The organism is Streptomyces sp. NPDC002889, assembly GCF_042888425.1.
Taxonomy (GTDB): Bacteria; Actinomycetota; Actinomycetes; order Streptomycetales; family Streptomycetaceae; genus Streptomyces.
On the sequence record NZ_JBIAPT010000023.1, the window covers coordinates 103,872 to 120,393 of the forward strand.

The window sequence follows — 16,522 nt, forward strand, 5'->3', positions numbered from 1 at the left end:
GACGCGCGTTCGACATCATTCACACATACGGCCGCATCGACAGCGACGCGGAGTCGGCCGCAACGCGCCGATCAGGCGGGAGAAAACACTTGATCCCTTCCTGGCCACTCATCGATCGCATCGATTGACCTGCACAAAGTCACCTCAGTCGGCGGGAGATGATCTCGGGCAAGAGGACTCGGCCGCCGCAATCGCCATGTTGACACCAGCCTGCCGGCCCGTTCAGCCCCCTGTTCGTCACCTGGGTCTCCCTGACTCTTTTCGTCCGCTCCGACTCGCATCAGGGGGGCGCATTTGAAAATTCCGTGCGCCCCTCAATAATTCCGTGCGCTCCTGCGCTGCTGAGCCGCACGCCACTGGATTGACCCCATGGCCCCGTCGCGATACCTCGACTCGGCACGCGGAACATGCCGCACGGCACCTGCTTCCGAAATCCCCGGGCCCTCGGAGCGGCGCCGGTTCACATCAGGCGGGCCAACTGGTCGGCCAGGGCCCGTCTGCCCGCTCCGGCGGCATCCCGGCGCAGGTCGCCGATACGGAGCGTCGCCAGGCCGAGTTGGTGCGAGACCCGGGCGATCTGCGCCTCGACGGCGTCCCTGTCGATGCGGGCCCGTGCACCGAGGTAGGAGTCGATCCGCTCGACGAGGGCGCGGCGACGTACGTCTTCATCGGCGCACCAGACGTGGAAGAAGGACGTACCGAGCACCACGAACGAACCGAGCCTGGTGAGGGGAAGTCCGCGACCCGTACCGAAGCCGGCGCCCGGGATCGTGACCCGCCAGGCGCCGTGCTCACCCCTGCTCGGCTGGTACCGGGCCAGGTTCCTGGCGCTGAGCCACCGGGCCGCTCTGTCCTGGAAGTCCTGGCGTTCGGCGTCCGCCTCTTCCGCTTCGAGTGTGCCGAAGACCTCGGGCGTGGTCTCGCATGCGGCGGTGAGTCCGTCGTCGACCTCGTCGGCGGCCTGCGTGTAGACGAGGTGGCGGACCTTTCCGCCGGGGGCCACCGCGCGCACGATGTATGTCGGCATGAACACGTGGTCCTCGTGGAGGCTTTCCGGGTTGTCGATCCGTTCCGGCAGGTTGTAACGGTCACGGTCGGGGTTGTGGGCCAGCTCCGAGAGTGCTTCTCGGCGGAAGCAGCGGGTGGCGCTCAGCACGTTCAGCGCAGGCCCGTCACGCCGGTTCAGCGCCTCCTGGGCGGTGTCGCCGGACAGGAAGGTGACTTTGCGGACGTCGTAGTGGGCGCGGGTGAGCGGGCGGCAGGCGAAGGCGTCGAAGTACAGTTTGCGCCGGTCCTGCCTGGTGTGCGTATAGCGCACCTTGTCGCGTACGGACCGGTGGCCGAGCTCGGTGAGGGCGATACGCCCCCGCGACTCCTTCACGTGGCCGATGGCGTGGAGAAACCGCAACGCCTGGCGTACCAGGGAGGGATCGAGAGCGAAGAACGAGGCGAGCTCGTCGGCGGTGTCGAGCTCCGCTTCCGCGATACCGCGTTCGAGGAAGCGGTCGATCAGCTCGTACGGTTCTCCCTCGGTGACCTCCGCCCGCACCTCGACACACCACACGGGCAGTAGGACCGAGTAGATCCTTGTCGGCACGAACTCAAGGGTGTACGCAGCGTGTTCCAGGGCGCGCTCCCTGGGGTAGGGCATCAGTCTCGCGCGGCTGTTCACTCGCACCCTCTCCCTTCGGAGAGGGCCGCCAGGCGGTTGCAGATCTCCTGGTACTGACGGATGTCACCGTGCTCGGCGAGGTGGCCGCGCAGCGAGCGGGCCAGTTCGCGGAAGTCCGTGTCGCGGGCATCGGTCAGGGTGTCCATGTCGCCGACCAGTACCAGTTGGTGCTTGACCCGCGTGAACGCGACGTTCGCCCTGCGCAGTTCCTTCAGGAAGCCGACCCCACCATCGCGGTTGCTCCGGGTGAACCCGTAGAGGATCACGTCCCGTTCGCCGCCCTGGAAGGAGTCGACGGTGCCCACGTTCAGGTCCACGTGCTCCGGGTCGATCAGCCGGGACAGGGCCGCGGCGATCTCGATCTTCTGTGCCCTGTACGGAACGATGACCGCCCATTCCCGGTGGTTGCGGTGGTAGAAGACGGCGAGCTGGGTGAGCAGCCTCGCCTCCGCCGGGTTGGTGTAGCCCCGTTGTCCCCAGGACTCGTCCGCGCGCCCCGCCTTCTTCTCGTACCGTTCGGCGGCGGGCAGGCGCGCGGTGTCGACGAAGGCGAACGGGCTGCGGAACAACGGGTCGCGATGCCCGCGCTCCACACGGGTGTACAGCTTGCCGTCGTAGAACGACGAGGAGATGAAGTCGGCGATCACCGACGGCATACGGCGCTGGTTGGTCAGCGGGACGACGTGGGTCTCCGGCAGCCTGTGCACCAGGCCTTCGAGCGCGCTCTCGGCCAGGAGCTTCACGACTGCGGCGTCCCCGACGTTCTTTCCCCACGCCTCCACCTCGGAGTCGAGGAACGGAGGAAGCTGCTGATGGTCGCCCACGAGCACGGCCCGGCGTGCTCGTACGAGCGGCACGAGCACGTCCGCCATGCCGATCTGCCCTGCCTCGTCGACGATGGCCAGTTCGAAGTCGACACCCGACAGTTCGGGCCGGGAAGCCGTTCCGATGCACGTCGCGGCTATGACGTGGGCGTAGCGGATCAGTTCCGGGTAGAGCTGCTCGGTCGCTCCGGACACCGCGTCATGCCATTCCCCGAGCAGCTTCCCCCGGGCGGCGAGCAGCGGCAGCCGCCGCGCCAACCAGTCGTGCAGCTCGGCCAGCTCGCGGTCGCAGGTCTCCGGTTCCGTTTCGCGTACGGGCGGAGGCGTTTCGCCGACGGGCAGTTCCTCGCGAGCGGAGCGTGCGGCGGTGCACGCTTGGGACCGGCAGTCCGCAGCGCGTCCCTCCACCTCGTCCGTGGCCTTCCGCGCGGCCCGCACGGCGGGGACGTTCCGGGTGACGGAGTCGAGTTCCCGCTCGGCCTTGTCGAGTTCGCCGCGGATCCGTGTCGCGGCATCGAGCAGGATCCCGTCCTTTCCGTGCGCCACGCCCAGGCGCCGGTCGTACAGCAGAGCCAGCAGCCGGAAGGGGAAACCGATCAGCCGCCGGCCGGTGCGCCGCCGCGCCGCGTGGCGGAAGCGGGTGAGGCGTCGGATCCGTTTCCGGCTGCGGCTCAGGGCGCGCTCCGTGCGCAGGCGCTCGCAGTTGAGCTCGTCCACGCGGATCTGCGCCGGTCCGCCGACGGCGCGCCGTGCCACCACCAGCTCGTCACGGAACCGCGACGCGTCGGCCGCGAGGACGCCCAGCCGTTCGAGTCGGTGGCCCAGATCCCCCGCCCACCGCCGGGCGTTGCCGACACCGGCGTACCCGCGCTTCCGGGGTCCTGTGTCCCGGAGGATCTCCCTCCGCAGGTCGACGGCTTGACGCTCCATCAGGAATGGTCGGCCTTCTGCCGTGGTCCTGTCCTCGTTCCCGACCCTGACCACCACCAGGTCGCGAGGGAGCCTGGAGAGGACGTTGTCGACGGCGCGGTTGGTGTGCGAGGTGACCAGGACGGGGTGCGGCAGGCCCGCGGCTGCCACACCGCCTGCGATCTGGCTGATCGTCCGGGTCTTTCCGGTGCCCGGTGGTCCGAGCACCAGCAGCATGTCCTCGACGGCCAAGGCCTTGCGGAACGCGGTGAGCTGGTCGTCGTCGAGCTCCTCGGTCGGCGCGTCGGACACCGGCCGGATACGGCGCACCTGGTGGTCGACGAGCGCAGGGAGGAGCCCGGTGCCGTGTGCCTGCCGCGCCCGCAACAGGGCGACCGCCTCCCGCTGCCTGCCGTACACAACGCTGTTGGGGATGATCTCCAGTTCGCCCTGTTGGTCGATGTGGGCCCAGTCGACCGGCTGATCGAAGCGGACCGTGGCCGAGGCACCCGCGGCCCGGGTCACCTGCCCCCGGTACTCGGCCCTCCCCCGGATCCTGACGAACGCGCCCTCCTCGGGTCTGCGCGGTCCGGCGAGTCGGAACTCGTAGACCGCTCGCGTGCCGTGGCGCTGCCCGCCCGTGGATCCGACCGAACGGTAAGGGAAGGGCTCACTCGATCTGGCCGCCTCTGTGGTGATCGTCTCGGAGGCGTCGATCAGCTGGTCGACCGTGTCGAGGAATTCAGTCTGCTCGGCCGTCAGCGCAGGCGCGCCGCGCTCCGTGGCACGCCTGTCACCGATTCGCTGCCATTCCTGGATCAGCCGGGGCCAGTACGCGTCGGAGCCCTGCGGGACCTCGCGGAGGTCGTAGCACACCTGCCAGTCGGTGGGCCGCAGCAGCAGGCAGCCCCGGGAGAGCCGGTGGTGGTCGCGCATCCTGAGCGGGTCGACCGTGGCGATCATGTAGCTGCCCTGGTGCCGTTTGGAGAGGAACAGGCGTACGAGGTAGGTCCCGCCGTGGACCAGCAGGCTCCAGTCCCCGCCGGCGCGCCGGGGCTCGCTGAAGGTCGCCGGCGCCCCGTCGACACGGTGCTTCAGATCCGATGCCAGCCGCAGGGGATCGGTCGGCAGGCCCGGGTGATCCTGGGCCTTCTGACGCAAGTGGCCCTCGAGGGACGCACCAGGGACGAGGATGATCGGCCCCGGCAGATCGACGGTGCGGAACCACATTCAGACTCCTCGGGGAAGGTCGTCGCGCGCGCTGCGCAACGCGGCCCCGAACGCGCGGGCGGCAGGTCTCCCGGCGGGGTCCGGTGCCAGGGCCGCGCATATCGCGCGATCGACGGGCTCCGGCACGTCCGGCACGTGGGCGCGCAGGGGCAGCGGCGTGCCGGGGAGAGGCAGGTGTCCGGTGATGAGGCGGTAGGCCACCGCGCCGAGCTGGTAGACATCGGTCCAGGCTCCGGGGCGGCCGCGCGAGGCCCGCCGCCGCTGCTCGGGCGCCTGGTATTCGGCGGGGCCTTCCCCGGGGCGCACAGGGCGGGTGGCCAGTCCGAGGTCACGCAGCACGAGGCGGCCGTCGTCGTGGGCGATGACCGCGGACAGGCCGAGACACCGATGGGTGACCCCGTCGTCGTGCAACGCGGCCAAGGTGCCACACAGCCTGGCGAGACCCGTGAGCAGGCGGTGCTGCCGCCATGGGTCAACAGGCTCACCCTCTCGGCCGAGGGCGGCGTGGAGGGTCTGACACGGTGCGCCGGTGGCCGGTGACACCGGCCATCCGAGAGCGAGCACGTCGGTGCGACCGTGCGAGGTGAACGAGCCGGTTCCGGGAAGGCCGCCGACCCGCTGCCGCAGACGCGCGAGCAGCTCGTGTTCATCGGCCAGTGCTCGCTTCGCCGCCCGCGCTTCGGGGGTGTCACGTCGGGCCTCGATCTGACGGAGCCAGACGTACCGGGAGGCCGACTGCTCTGTGGGGTCGAGCCGGCGCGCCAGTGCCTGACGGTGAATCACAGAGTGGTCGCAGGAGGGGAGCTCCTCCAAGTAGTCCTCGTGAAGCAGGTAAAGCCCATCGGGGACCTCGATCTCCTCGCCGCCGCTCCATACGTCGATCTCCGGCGGCGGGGACGCGGGGGCGGACACGAAGACGACGGACGGGGCCCCGCTGCGGGCGGGCGGGTCCTCCACGGGCGGCCGCTCGCCACCCACGAAGAGTTCGCGAATGGCGGTGAAGGCGAGAGCGGCGGCGTTCCTGGCCGCGACGGCCTGCCAGCCCTCGGCGTCGGCGTCGTACTTCCGTCCGTCCGCCCTGTCGCTGATACCGCGGACGATCAGGGCGGGCAGCGCTGCGTTGAGGTGCGCGGCGTGAGCCACGCCGGCGCTTTCCATCTCGATGGCGGCGGCGTCCTGGTAATGCCTCCGCAGCTGCCGCTTCAACGGCGAGTCGGCCGAGTTGAGGACGATCTCACCGGCGGCGATGGGTTTGAGATGGACCGCGGGGCTCCGCTCCCCCGGGGAGTGCGGCAGCAACCCGGTCCACGAACCTCTTCTGCAGACGTGCCTGGCCAGTTGCTCCATTTCGTGGCGTATGGGCCAGACCCGCGGCCGGGCCAGGAACCGACCGTCCTCCTCCTTGCCGCCGTGGTAGGCGTAGACGTGCGAAGCCACCACCACGTCACCGAGCTGGATGTCGTCCTTGAGCGCCCCGGCCACTCCCGCGAAGACCACCGCGCGCGGGCGGAACAGCCGGACGGCCCGCTCGGTCAGCACCGCCGCCGCCTGATTGCCCTCCCCGATCTCGGCCAGGGCCACCTGACACGGTGTGCCGTCCAGCCACCCGACCTCGAACAAGGTGCCCGCGTGGTGACTTCGCGTCCGTAAGGCGACCAGATGCGCCCGAACAGCCTCGTACTCCACCCCCAGGGCGGTCAGCACCACCACCGTGTCGCTCTGACTGTTCGCGTCAGCCACGAAGTCCCCCGTCGCCCTCGGTCGCCGGCATGCCTGCGGCCGCAGGGCAGTGCGGGTAGTGGCCGCACCAGGCCCATGGCGCTGTACCTGTCAACACCCGTCAACGCGACCCAGGGCACGCCACTGTAGCGGCATCGTGGCTCAGCTCACACTCGGTCAATTTCGAACAGATGTCGCGTCACATCGAAAGGCCCCTGACCGTCTGCGTACGCAATCCTGACGCTCGTGAACGGCGAAGAGGGACAGCAAGGGAGTAGAGAACTTCCACCGCGCCCGTTCACCGCGCCCATCGACCGTGCCCGTCCACTCCGCCCGTCCGCCGAGGGTTACGTCAGAGGCGGCTCGGCGCGTGACCTTTTCACGTCGGCGTAGAGCACGATCTGCCACCCCAGGACGGCGATCGCCGCGAGTTCGGCCAGGGACACGGCGAACAGCGGTGCCCTCACCGGACCGGCGGTCCAGAACACGACGACAGCGGCCACCGGTGCCAGACAGAAGGCGATGAGGTCGACGGCGAGCTGGAGCCACTTACGGGAGGTCCGCCGGCGGTCACTGCGATGGGCCACCTCCCAGCCGAAGACGCACACGTCGCTACGGCCGTCGGTCAAGGCCGCAAGCCGCGGGCCCAGTTCGTCGCGCACATAGCGTCCTATGGCGGAGATCTTGTCGTCGTTGACCAGATACGTCCACCCGAGCACCACCGAGACCGGCGGCAGCAACAGCAACAACTCGCCGCGTCTGTCCGTCTGAAGAGCGGCCGCGATGACCGCAGCCATGGCGGCGAGCGTGGCGTACAGGAGGTTGTCGCGGAATCCGATACGCGCGCGCTGCTCATCCTTGACCCGCTCGTACTCCGTGATCAGCAGTCCTCCAGCGGTGACTTGTTCGCCAGCCGACACAGTTCCCCCTCACGGTCTGGTGCCCCATCCGACCGAGCGATGGGGTCGGCGTACTGCCGAATTCTGGACACAACCGCCCGTAGGTGCGCAAGGTGGCCCTTCCTCGGCCGAGGCATTCCCCCGGCTGACCCGCCACCATCTCCTGTGCCGCACCGCTCACAGGACTCCGCAGCGCTTCCGGCGCAGGCGGCCCGCAGAGCCGGCCGTTCGGCCCGCACGGTTCCCCCGGCCGTTCCCCCAGCAGTGCCGGTTAGCGGTGCTCCGGAGCCTCCGGTTCCGGCGGCCTGCCGGGCCCGTCGTTCAGCACCTGTGCGGACCCACCGGGTTCCTGTGAAGGTACCCGTCCACGTGGTTGGTCGCGGACCACTTGGCGGTTTCCGAAGGAGCTCTTCGCGCGGAGTGTGTGCCGTCGCTCCTGTCCCGTCGGGGATCAGCGGTCGTCGGTGATGGTGGTGGCGATGCCGTTGACGACGACGACTTCGGCGGACACTCCATCGCCCTTGGTGGCTGCCTCGAGTTGCTCTTCGGTGCATCGGATGGTGGCCTGACCTTCCTCCACGCCGCAGATGTCGCCGGTGCCCACGATCTTGGTGTCCTCGGCGGTGAAGAACTGCTGGTCGGTGCCGTCGCCGCCGCTGACCGTGTACTTGCCGGGCGCGAGGTAGGTCACGTTGCCGAACCAGCGCGGCCCGGACCCCGGACCGCTACCGCTCCCGCGATCACCGCCCAGGTGCCCTCGTACGGCGCCGGCTCACCGGACAGCCGGCTGCACAGCGCCATGTCGCCCAGGGCGAGGGCCGCCTCGGTCTCGGCCACCCGGACCGACCGCGGACCACCACTCCATCCGTTCCGCAACGTACTCCGGTCCCGGGAGCCCGGCCCCGCCGCGTGGAGCCGAGAACCCGGCGGCGGTGAACCTCCGGCCGCCCATGGACGTCTGACATGACAAAGTTCGTTCTCGAGAAGGCGGACAGCATGCAGCGGGCAGCGACCAGCCTCATCGCCGTCCCGCTGCCCGGCATCGCCGGCTTCCTCTCGACTCCGCTGTTTCGCACGTTTCCACGCTCCCGTGGGGACGGTGAGCCGCGGAGCGGCTCGGGCACCAACGACCGCCTGCGGGCCGTGGCGGACCACCGTACGGACCCCGGCCTCGACACGGCACACAGCCGTGTGCAAGCACCAACGTCAATCAGCTCTACCGGAAGGACACGGAACGCATGGCGACGTTCGATCCGATCACTCGTCGGCTCCGGCAGCTCTTCGCCGCGCTGGACACGGACCAAGACGGCTTTGTCACCTGGGGCGACTACCAGCGGATCGTGCACAAGTACATGACCGGCTATGCGTTGGCCGGGAGCGACACCAGGATCAGGTCATTGGAGAAGGCGTACTGGGCGCAATGGCTGGGTCTCCTGACACAGGCGAACCCCGGGCAGGACCGTCTGTCCCAGGACGAGTTCGTCGCGGCGCACCGCGCCGCGGGTTACGACACGTATGCGTCCCACCTGCTGGAGGACATTGCCCAGTCCATCTTCAATGTCCTGGACGTCGACGGCGACAAGCGGATCAGCAGGGACGAGTTCGCCCGGTATCTGGCCTTCTGCGAGATTTCCGGCTCTGACGCGGCGATCATCTTCCAGCGGCTGGACCTGGATCGCGACGCGTTCATCTCCCAGCGAGAGGTCGCCAGGTCACTCCGCGCGTTCCACCTCTACAACGACGACCTCAACACGCCGGGTGGCATCTTCCTCGGCGTCACGGAGGCGAGTTCGGGCACCCGCTGACCGCGGGCTGAAACGGAGCACTCACCGGCCATCAAGGCCGCAGGGCCAGGGCGGCCTGTCCGTGACCAGGGTGCACCCAGGCCCCCTCCGGACAACCGTGCCGTGCCGAGCTGCCGGAACCAGACGGTCGGCCTCCGCACGCCGCGGCCGCCCCGGCAGACGCGATCGCGGGCGCCTTGCTCCGCTCGCAGCCACGTGACGGCCGGGACGGATGTCTGCAACTGCGCAGTAGGCGGCTCCTCGCATCAGGGCGACGGTGGAGCGGGTCGCGAAGTGCCGGGCGATGCGGTTCGGGAGCATGCCTCGGAGTGGAGGACCGGCCGGCTCGACCGGGCAGCGTTCTCGGTGCGGCACCCGGACTCGCTGCCGAAGCGGCACGTGAGTTTGCGTCATACCGGGCGTAACGGATAGCTACCGTACGGTAGCGCCTTGTTGAACTCTATTTGTTGCCGCGAGGCGCTTGAAGCCTCCCGTCCGACCTAGGATGATCAGGCACTCCAGCGCCCCCTGATGGACGCGGGTGTTCCCTGGCATCACCAAACGCCACGGTGCCGCATCCGGCCCCGGCCGATCGAAATCCGATGGGTCCTCACAGCTGGTTCTGCCTGCCTCTCTTCCTCGGGCCTGCCGCACTCCCCCTTCTTGAGGACCTGATGACACAACACATACCGGAGGCGGTGTTCTGGTGCCTTGCCGCGCTCACGCCGGCCGGACTGCTGCTGGTACGCCAGCACCGGATCACCGCCACCCTGCGCCGTCGACTGACGATCCACGAAGTCGGCCTGCTCGCCCGTGAAGAGGAGGCCCGGCACCTCGCCGAGGTCCGGCTGCCTGCTCTGGTCGAGGCGTCGTACGGCACCGCGCCCGCGCCTGGGCCGCTCGACGCGGACCTCGCAGAGACGGCGTACGGCAAGAACCTGCAGAGGATCGTCGAGCAGTTCACCGCGGCCGCCGAGGCCGCGCAGTCCCGGGCGGACAGGGCGGCGAAGGCAACCCTGAAGGCGGCGATGCGCGCCCTGCAGGCGCTGGCGAACGAGCAGCAGCTGTCGATCTCGGACATGCAGGACCGGCACGACGACCCCCATGTGCTTCAGGACCTCCTCGAGATCGACCACGCCAACGCGCAGTTCGGCCGCAGAGCACAGGCCATCGCCGTGCTCTGCGGCTCATGGCCCGGACGGCAGCGGGCCGCGTCACCCCTGCTCGACGTCGTACGCGGTGCGACGTCGAGGATCCGGGACTACCGGCGCGTCAACGTGCAGTCCCGGGTCGACATGGACGTGGTCAGCCGAGCCGTCGAGCCGGTCGTCCTCGCGGTTGCCGAGCTGCTGGACAACGCTGCGCGGCACTCTCAGCCCAACACCACGGTCGAGGTCGGCATTCAGCCCGCCCACAACGGCGTCAGCATCGTCGTCGACGACGCCGGCGTCGGTATGGAGGCGCTCGAGACCGAGGAGGCCGCGCGGCGCCTGTCCGGCCAAGAGGACATCGACATCAACCGGCTCAGCGACCCGCCGCAGTTCGGATTCGCCCTCATCGGCGTACTCGCCGCTCGGTACGGATTCACCGTCTCGGTCGACTCGCAGTCCCCGTACGGCGGTGTGCGGGCCGTGCTCTTCCTCCCCAACACGCTCATCAACCGCGTGCGTTTCACGGGCCCACCGATCCCCCTGCAGGGGGCAAGCACGCCGGACGCCCCGAAGCCGGTCCCCCTTGGCGCACCCGAGGCCCCTGCCGTCAGGGACGCAGCAGACCAACCGGGTTCCGTCATGGCACCTGTCCTGCCCCGGCCGGCCGCCGAATCGTCAGCCTTCCCCGAAGCGGAGGCAGCGCAGTCGTCCACCGTGGGTGGCCTGCCCAAGCGCCGCCGGCGCACGGCGCAGCACGAAGAAGCCGTCGAACCCGCGGCCCCGACCCCCTCCGATCCCTCGCTGGTCCGCCCCGCGGCCGAGACCGCCTCCCGCATGAGCGCGTTCGCCCGCGGCACCCGCTCCGGCCGCGATGCCTACCCCGACAGCGAAGGGAATGCCCAGGAATGACCGGCCATATGACCAACGAACTCGGATGGATGCTCGACGAGGTCCTCAAGGTCCCGGAAGCCCGCCACGCGATCCTGCTCTCCGCGGACGGCATGCTCCGTGCCCACTCCCAGGGCATCAAGCGTGACGAGGCCGAACGGCAGGCAGCGGCGTTGTCCGGACTGCAGTCGATCAGTCGTAGTACCGCCGAGTTCTGCTCGCAGGAGACGTCGCCGTGGCAGCAGACACTGGTCGAGTTCGTCGACGGGTACGTCTTCCTGGTGGCCGCCGGCGCGGGCGCCTATCTGGCGGTCTCCGCCGGCCAGGACGTCGACATGGAAGCCGTCACCTACAGCATGCACAAGCTGGTCGACCGGCTGGGCAAGGAGCTGACCAGTCCGCCGCGGCGGAACTCCGCACCCGGCACGGCTGACGACTCAGGTACGGCATGACCCCGCCACGCCCCCGGCGTGACAAAGGACTCGTGCGGCCCTACGTCGTCACGGAGGGCCGCGCTCATCCGACGCGCAACACGCTGGACATCGTGACGCTGGTGACGGCTGTGAACAACCGTCCCCTGAACGGGCTGAGCCCGGAGAAGCGCGGTGTCATGGAACTGTGCCGAGGAGGAGCGCTGTCGGTCGCCGAAGTGGCCGGCCACCTCACTCTCCCGATGAGCGTCACCAAGGTCCTGCTCAGCGACCTCATCGACAGCGGCCATGTCATCGCACGGCCTCCCGTCCCCAAGGCACAACTGCCCGACGCCCAACTCCTGCAGGAGGTGCTGAATGGGCTCCGCTCCCGTTTCTGACCCGCTCTACGTCGCGGACACGGTCACCACCGCGGTCAAGATCCTCGTCGTCGGCCACTTTGCCGTCGGCAAGACCACCTTCGTCGGAACGCTCTCCGAGATCCGGCCGCTGCGCACCGAGGAAACGATGACGCAGGCGAGCGAACTCGTCGACGACCTTGCGGGGACCCCCGACAAGACCACGACGACCGTGGCCATGGACTTCGGACGCCTCACGCTCAGCGAGTCCCTGGTGCTGTACCTCTTCGGCGCCCCCGGGCAGAAGCGCTTCGCCCAGCTGTGGAAGGACATGCTGCACGGAGCGCTCGGCGCAGTGGTGCTGACGGACACCCGAAGGCTCGACCAGTCCTTCGACGTCATGGGTCTGCTGGAAGAGCACGGCATGCCGTACGCGGTCGCCGTCAACCAGTTCGACAACGCGCCGCCCTTCCCCGAGGCGGAGATCCGCGAGGCTCTCGACCTGCTCCCGGAAACCCCCCTGGTCACATGCGACGCGCGGGAACCCACGTCCTCCGCCAAAGTGCTGATCTCCCTCATCGAGTATCTCCAGACCCGCACCCCTCAGGAGCAAGGATGACGACGCCCCGGTCCGCGCGTGACGCGGTACCTCCTCCCGGCTGCCCGGCGCACGCCGGCGCGCCTACGGTTGAGCACCTGTACGGCCCGGAGTTCGCCGCCGACCCCATGGCCTCGTACAGCCGACTGCGCGCACACGGCTCCGTCGCGCCCGTGGACATAGCACCCGGTGTACGCACCTGGCTGGTCACCGGCTACCAGACCGCTCTGGAGGTGCTGCGCAGTCCGGAGCGCTTCTCCAAGGACCCGCGCCGATGGCGGGCTCTCGCCGACGGGACGGTGCCGGCGGACAGCCCGGTCGTGCCCATGATGATGTACCGGCCGAACGCCCTGTGGGCCGACGGGGACGAGCACAGCCGGCTGCGCGGCGCCATCACCGACAGCCTCGGCCACGTGGACCCCGACGCGCTCAGGGGCTACGTGGAGCACAGCGCCGACACCCTCATCGACCGGATCGGGCCCAAGGCGCGCGCGGATCTGCTCAACGAGTACGGTGCCGTCCTGCCCCTGCTGGTCTTCAACCAGCTCTTCGGTTGCCCGCCCGACATCGGGGACAAGCTGGTCGAGGGCATGTCCGGGATCTTCGACGCCAACGCCGACTCCGAGAAGGCGAACGCGGTGCTGACCGAGGGCGTCGCCGAGCTGGTCGCACTCAAGCGGGAACAGCCGGGGCCGGATGTGACGTCCTGGCTGATGGCCCACCCCGCCGGGCTCACCGACGAGGAGATGATGCATCAGCTGGTCGTCCTCATGGGCGCAGGCACCGAGCCCCAGCAGAACCTGATCTGCAACGGGCTGCGGCTGCTGCTGTCCGACGACCGGTTCGCCGGTGATCTCGCAGGAGGCAGCATGCCCGTCGAGGACGCCATCGACGAGGTGCTGTGGACCGACCCCCCGCTGGCCAACTACGCCATTCACTATCCCCTCCATGACCTGGAGCTCGACGGAACTCTCGTATGCGAAGGCGAGCCCATTCTGATCAGCCTGGCCGCCACGAACAACGACCCCTCCCTCGTCGGCGACCGCCGGACCGGCAACCGCGCGCACCTCGCATGGAGCGCGGGCCCGCACACCTGTCCCGCGAAGAGCCCCGCCCGGTTGATCGCCGCGGTGGCCCTGGAAAAGCTCCTCGACCGGCTTCCCGACATTGAACTGGAAGTTTCCGACGACGAGTTGGAGTGGCGGCAGGGTCCCTTCCACCGGGCTCTGACCGCCCTTCCCGTCCGCTTCCCGCCGATCAGCCCCACCGGCCGGCCTCCTGGAGGCGCCGGACGGAACGCGAACCCGGACCTGTCGTCATCGATCCCCCCGGCGCCGGCCTCCACGGCGGGGGAGGAGCCCGGGCCCGCGAACATGACCCGGCAGCGCTGGTGGAATTCCCTGGCGAGGTGGTGGCACGGGCGATAAGCCCCAGGTCGCCGGTGCCGCGGTGACCGAGCCCCGTGACGTCCCGGCGAACCCGGCGGACAGGATGGCCTTCGCCGGGTCGCGAGGCGCTCGGGCCGCGATCGCCGACCTGCCACCGATCGGCCGCCACGTCGGCGAGCAACAGCCCGGCAAACACCTTCTGTTCCGGCGGGTCACCCGGTGCCGGGCCTTCCGGTGCCGGGCCTTCCGGTGCCGGGCCTTCCGGTGCGCGAAGGGCCGGCTGCGGTGGACAGCCACAACCTGGCGCACAGGGACGGCTGTGACCCGCGTCTCTGTACGTCCGACCCCTGGAAAATCGGTACTCGCCGAAGCCTCCCGCGCCTGACAATCAAGGTCCACCAACGGGAGGAACACATGAGCCAGGCATTCCTGACTCTCCATGATCTGCTGCCGCCTCAGGAGTTGGCGGCGGCGCTGGACGCGGGGCACGTGACCCGCAAGCCGCACCCCGAGCTGCCGCTGTCCATCTACACGTACACGAGGACATGCCAGTACGAGCGGGTGTGGAACCGGGTGACCACGCGCTGCCGCGGTCTGGTCGCCGACGACGCCACGGGCGAGATCGTAGCGCTTCCACTGCCGAAGTTCTTCAACGTCGGCGAGCACGAGGCCGGTCAGCCGTACGCGCCCGCCCTCCCGGACGAGTCGTTCGAGGTGTACGACAAGGTCGACGGCAGCCTGGCGGTGATCTTCCACTACGGGGGCCGGTGGCACGTCGCGTCCAAGGGGTCGTTCATCAGTACCCAGGCCACCTGGGCTCAGCGTCTGCTGGACGGCAAGAACACCTCCGCCCTGGTTCCCGGAGCGACCTACCTCGCCGAGATTCTGTACCCGCAGAATCGGATCGTCGTCAACTACGGCGACCGCCGTGACCTCGTGCTCCTCGCCGCCTTCGCCAAGGACGGCACGGAGATACCGCTGGCCGACGCGGCGCCCTGCTGGAAGGGCATCGGCTCGGTCGTCACCGTCTGGCCCGCCATGCCGCTCGCCGAACTGCTCGCCCTGGCCGAGTCCAACCGGCTGCCGGGCGGCCAGGATGCCACGGGCACCGAGGCGGAGGGCTTCGTGCTGCGCTTCGCCTCGGGTGTACGGGCCAAGGCCAAGCTTTCCGAGTACGTACGGCTCCACAAGGTGCTCACCGGCGTCACCGAACGGGACATCTGGCGCAGCCACGGGGTCCAGCGGTTCACCGGCCTGCCCGTCAAGCAGGTCGCCCAGGCCCTGGGCTGCTCGGCGGCGGACATCGAGGCCTCGGGCGGCAAGCCGCTCGACGCGCTGCTGGAGCAGGTACCCGACGAGTTCGACGCCTGGGTACGCGGGGTGATCAGGCGGATCGAGGAGGACGTGACCGCCCGCGAGCGTGCGATCGACGAGGCGTACCGGTCCCTGGCCCATCTCGCGGACGACCGGGGCGCTTTCGCCCGCGCCGCGAAGGCGCTGCCGGACGCCGCCGTTCGCCCTGCCATGTTCCTGCGCCTGGACGGGCGCCCGACGGAGCTCGTGACGTACCGTTCCGTCCGGCCGGAGGCGCCCGACCCGTATCTGACCGACGAGGAGAACTGACCGTGCCCGTAGTACACGTCATGACAGGGCTCCCGGCCTCGGGGAAGACGACGGCCGCGCGCACGTTGCAGGCTGAGTCCGACGGCCGGATGCGCCGGGTGAACCTCGACGACCTGCGGGCGATGCTCGACGTCCCGGCACCCGGGCGTGGCCGGTCGCACGCGCACGAACAGACCGTGCTGGCGATCCAGGACGCCGCGGTGCGGGCGGCGGTCGACGGCGGGTTCGACGTCGTCGTGGACAACACCCACCTGACACCGCACATCCCCAAGCGTCTGAAGGCCGCGGTGGCCGGCCAGGCGTCCTTCGTCGTGCACGACTTCACCGATGTGCAGCTCGAGGAGTGCATACGGCGCGATGCCGGGCGGGACAGGGCTGTCGGCGAGGAGATCATCCGGCTCCTGGCCGACAAGCACGCGAAAGCGCGGCAGGGCGGCTGGCGGCTCACCGAGGCGTGGCTGAACGACGAACCGTCGGTGGAGCCGTACGCCGCCGACCCGACGCTGCCCTCTGCGGTGATGTGCGACATCGACGGCACCCTCGCCATCAGGGGCGACCGCGGCCCCTACGACTTCACCCGCTGTGACGAGGACCTGCTCAACGCGTCGGTGCGCGGTGCACTGCGCTCCTTCCGGCGTGCCGACGGCGATGTCATCGTCCTGCTCTCGGGCCGCGGCGAGGAGCACCGGGACAAGACGGAGGCATGGCTGCGCCGGTACGAGGTCCCCTACGACGAGTTGTGGATGCGCGCAGCCGGCGACGGCCGCCGCGACGATGTCGTGAAGGCCGAACTGTTCGACCGGCACGTCCGCGACCGTTTCGCGGTACGCGTCTCCCTCGACGACCGCGACCGCGTCGTGGCGGTGTGGCGCCGCATGGGCCTGCCCACCTGGCAGGTCAATTACGGCAACTTCTAGCCGGGTGGCGCGGAGGTGGAGCCGGCTCCTCCACCTCCGCGACGGACGGGCAGGTTCAGCAGATGATCCCCCTCGGGAAAGGCGGCGGTACGGAAAGGCGGCTTGCCCCGGCAATGCCTTCTGCGGCGGCCTCGGCCGCGTCCCTGCTGCT

The 16,522-nt window shown here is 69.6% G+C and carries 14 protein-coding genes; 8 read left to right on the plus strand and 6 right to left on the minus strand.

Translation table 11 applies throughout. The annotated features are described in order from the left end of the window. Positions 1-460: 460 nt before the first annotated feature. The 6 genes from ACFYWI_RS29595 to ACFYWI_RS29620 form a co-directional block, all read right to left on the minus strand. Positions 461-1,672 carry a hypothetical protein gene (locus ACFYWI_RS29595; protein WP_389238339.1) on the minus strand — a complete coding sequence of 404 codons (1,212 nt, stop codon included), beginning with the start codon at positions 1,670-1,672 and terminating at the stop codon, positions 461-463. Beyond that, the gene (locus tag ACFYWI_RS29600) at positions 1,669-4,635 is read right to left on the minus strand and encodes a DEAD/DEAH box helicase (protein WP_389238341.1); all 2,967 of its coding nucleotides are present in this window, start codon (positions 4,633-4,635) and stop codon (positions 1,669-1,671) included. The genes ACFYWI_RS29595 and ACFYWI_RS29600 overlap by 4 nt, the downstream gene beginning before the upstream one ends. Beyond that, positions 4,636-6,375: a hypothetical protein gene (locus ACFYWI_RS29605; RefSeq protein WP_389238343.1), complete on the minus strand. Its 1,740-nt coding sequence runs from the start codon at positions 6,373-6,375 to the stop codon at positions 4,636-4,638. It abuts the gene before it with no gap. 326 nt (positions 6,376-6,701) lie between these two features. Continuing rightward, positions 6,702-7,274 carry a hypothetical protein gene (locus ACFYWI_RS29610; protein WP_389238345.1) on the minus strand — a complete coding sequence of 191 codons (573 nt, stop codon included), beginning with the start codon at positions 7,272-7,274 and terminating at the stop codon, positions 6,702-6,704. A gap of 430 nt (positions 7,275-7,704) precedes the next feature. Then, complete coding sequence (locus ACFYWI_RS29615) at positions 7,705-7,944, minus strand: hypothetical protein (RefSeq protein ID WP_389238347.1); 240 nt, start codon at positions 7,942-7,944, stop codon at positions 7,705-7,707. After that, a complete protein-coding gene (locus tag ACFYWI_RS29620) occupies positions 7,941-8,090 on the minus strand; it encodes a hypothetical protein (RefSeq protein ID WP_389238349.1) in 150 nt (49 codons plus the stop codon). The genes ACFYWI_RS29615 and ACFYWI_RS29620 overlap by 4 nt, the downstream gene beginning before the upstream one ends. 401 nt (positions 8,091-8,491) lie before the next feature. Here ACFYWI_RS29620 and ACFYWI_RS29625 point away from each other — a divergent pair, with 401 nt between their 5' ends. The 8 genes from ACFYWI_RS29625 (at position 8,492) to ACFYWI_RS29660 (ending at position 16,371) form a co-directional block, all read left to right on the plus strand. After that, positions 8,492-9,058: an EF-hand domain-containing protein gene (locus ACFYWI_RS29625; RefSeq protein ID WP_389238351.1), complete on the plus strand. Its 567-nt coding sequence runs from the start codon at positions 8,492-8,494 to the stop codon at positions 9,056-9,058. Between the two features lie 653 nt (positions 9,059-9,711). Further along, positions 9,712-11,097 carry an ATP-binding protein gene (locus ACFYWI_RS29630; RefSeq protein ID WP_389238354.1) on the plus strand — a complete coding sequence of 462 codons (1,386 nt, stop codon included), beginning with the start codon at positions 9,712-9,714 and terminating at the stop codon, positions 11,095-11,097. After that, positions 11,094-11,528: a roadblock/LC7 domain-containing protein gene (locus ACFYWI_RS29635; protein WP_389238356.1), complete on the plus strand. Its 435-nt coding sequence runs from the start codon at positions 11,094-11,096 to the stop codon at positions 11,526-11,528. Before ACFYWI_RS29630 ends, ACFYWI_RS29635 begins: the two co-directional genes overlap by 4 nt. Further along, positions 11,525-11,887 (plus strand): DUF742 domain-containing protein, encoded by a 363-nt coding sequence (locus ACFYWI_RS29640; protein ID WP_389238358.1) that lies wholly within the window; start codon positions 11,525-11,527, stop codon positions 11,885-11,887. Before ACFYWI_RS29635 ends, ACFYWI_RS29640 begins: the two co-directional genes overlap by 4 nt. Further along, positions 11,865-12,464: an ATP/GTP-binding protein gene (locus ACFYWI_RS29645; RefSeq protein WP_389238360.1), complete on the plus strand. Its 600-nt coding sequence runs from the start codon at positions 11,865-11,867 to the stop codon at positions 12,462-12,464. Before ACFYWI_RS29640 ends, ACFYWI_RS29645 begins: the two co-directional genes overlap by 23 nt. Beyond that, a complete protein-coding gene (locus tag ACFYWI_RS29650) occupies positions 12,461-13,870 on the plus strand; it encodes a cytochrome P450 (protein ID WP_389238363.1) in 1,410 nt (469 codons plus the stop codon). The genes ACFYWI_RS29645 and ACFYWI_RS29650 overlap by 4 nt, the downstream gene beginning before the upstream one ends. 375 nt (positions 13,871-14,245) lie before the next feature. Beyond that, positions 14,246-15,454: an RNA ligase gene (locus tag ACFYWI_RS29655; RefSeq protein ID WP_389238365.1), complete on the plus strand. Its 1,209-nt coding sequence runs from the start codon at positions 14,246-14,248 to the stop codon at positions 15,452-15,454. A gap of 2 nt (positions 15,455-15,456) precedes the next feature. Continuing rightward, positions 15,457-16,371 (plus strand): AAA family ATPase, encoded by a 915-nt coding sequence (locus tag ACFYWI_RS29660; protein ID WP_389238367.1) that lies wholly within the window; start codon positions 15,457-15,459, stop codon positions 16,369-16,371. Positions 16,372-16,522 lie beyond the last annotated feature (151 nt).

Excerpts from the sequence above, each read along its gene's own strand:
- ACFYWI_RS29600 (WP_389238341.1), bottom strand. The coding sequence starts at position 4,635 with ATGTGGTTCCGCACCGTCGATCTGCCGGGGCCGATCATCCTCGTCCCT.
- ACFYWI_RS29625 (WP_389238351.1), top strand. The coding sequence starts at position 8,492 with ATGGCGACGTTCGATCCGATCACTCGTCGGCTCCGGCAGCTCTTCGCC.
- ACFYWI_RS29630 (WP_389238354.1), top strand. The coding sequence starts at position 9,712 with ATGACACAACACATACCGGAGGCGGTGTTCTGGTGCCTTGCCGCGCTC.
- ACFYWI_RS29635 (WP_389238356.1), top strand. The coding sequence starts at position 11,094 with ATGACCGGCCATATGACCAACGAACTCGGATGGATGCTCGACGAGGTC.
- ACFYWI_RS29640 (WP_389238358.1), top strand. The coding sequence starts at position 11,525 with ATGACCCCGCCACGCCCCCGGCGTGACAAAGGACTCGTGCGGCCCTAC.
- ACFYWI_RS29645 (WP_389238360.1), top strand. The coding sequence starts at position 11,865 with ATGGGCTCCGCTCCCGTTTCTGACCCGCTCTACGTCGCGGACACGGTC.
- ACFYWI_RS29650 (WP_389238363.1), top strand. The coding sequence starts at position 12,461 with ATGACGACGCCCCGGTCCGCGCGTGACGCGGTACCTCCTCCCGGCTGC.
- ACFYWI_RS29655 (WP_389238365.1), top strand. The coding sequence starts at position 14,246 with ATGAGCCAGGCATTCCTGACTCTCCATGATCTGCTGCCGCCTCAGGAG.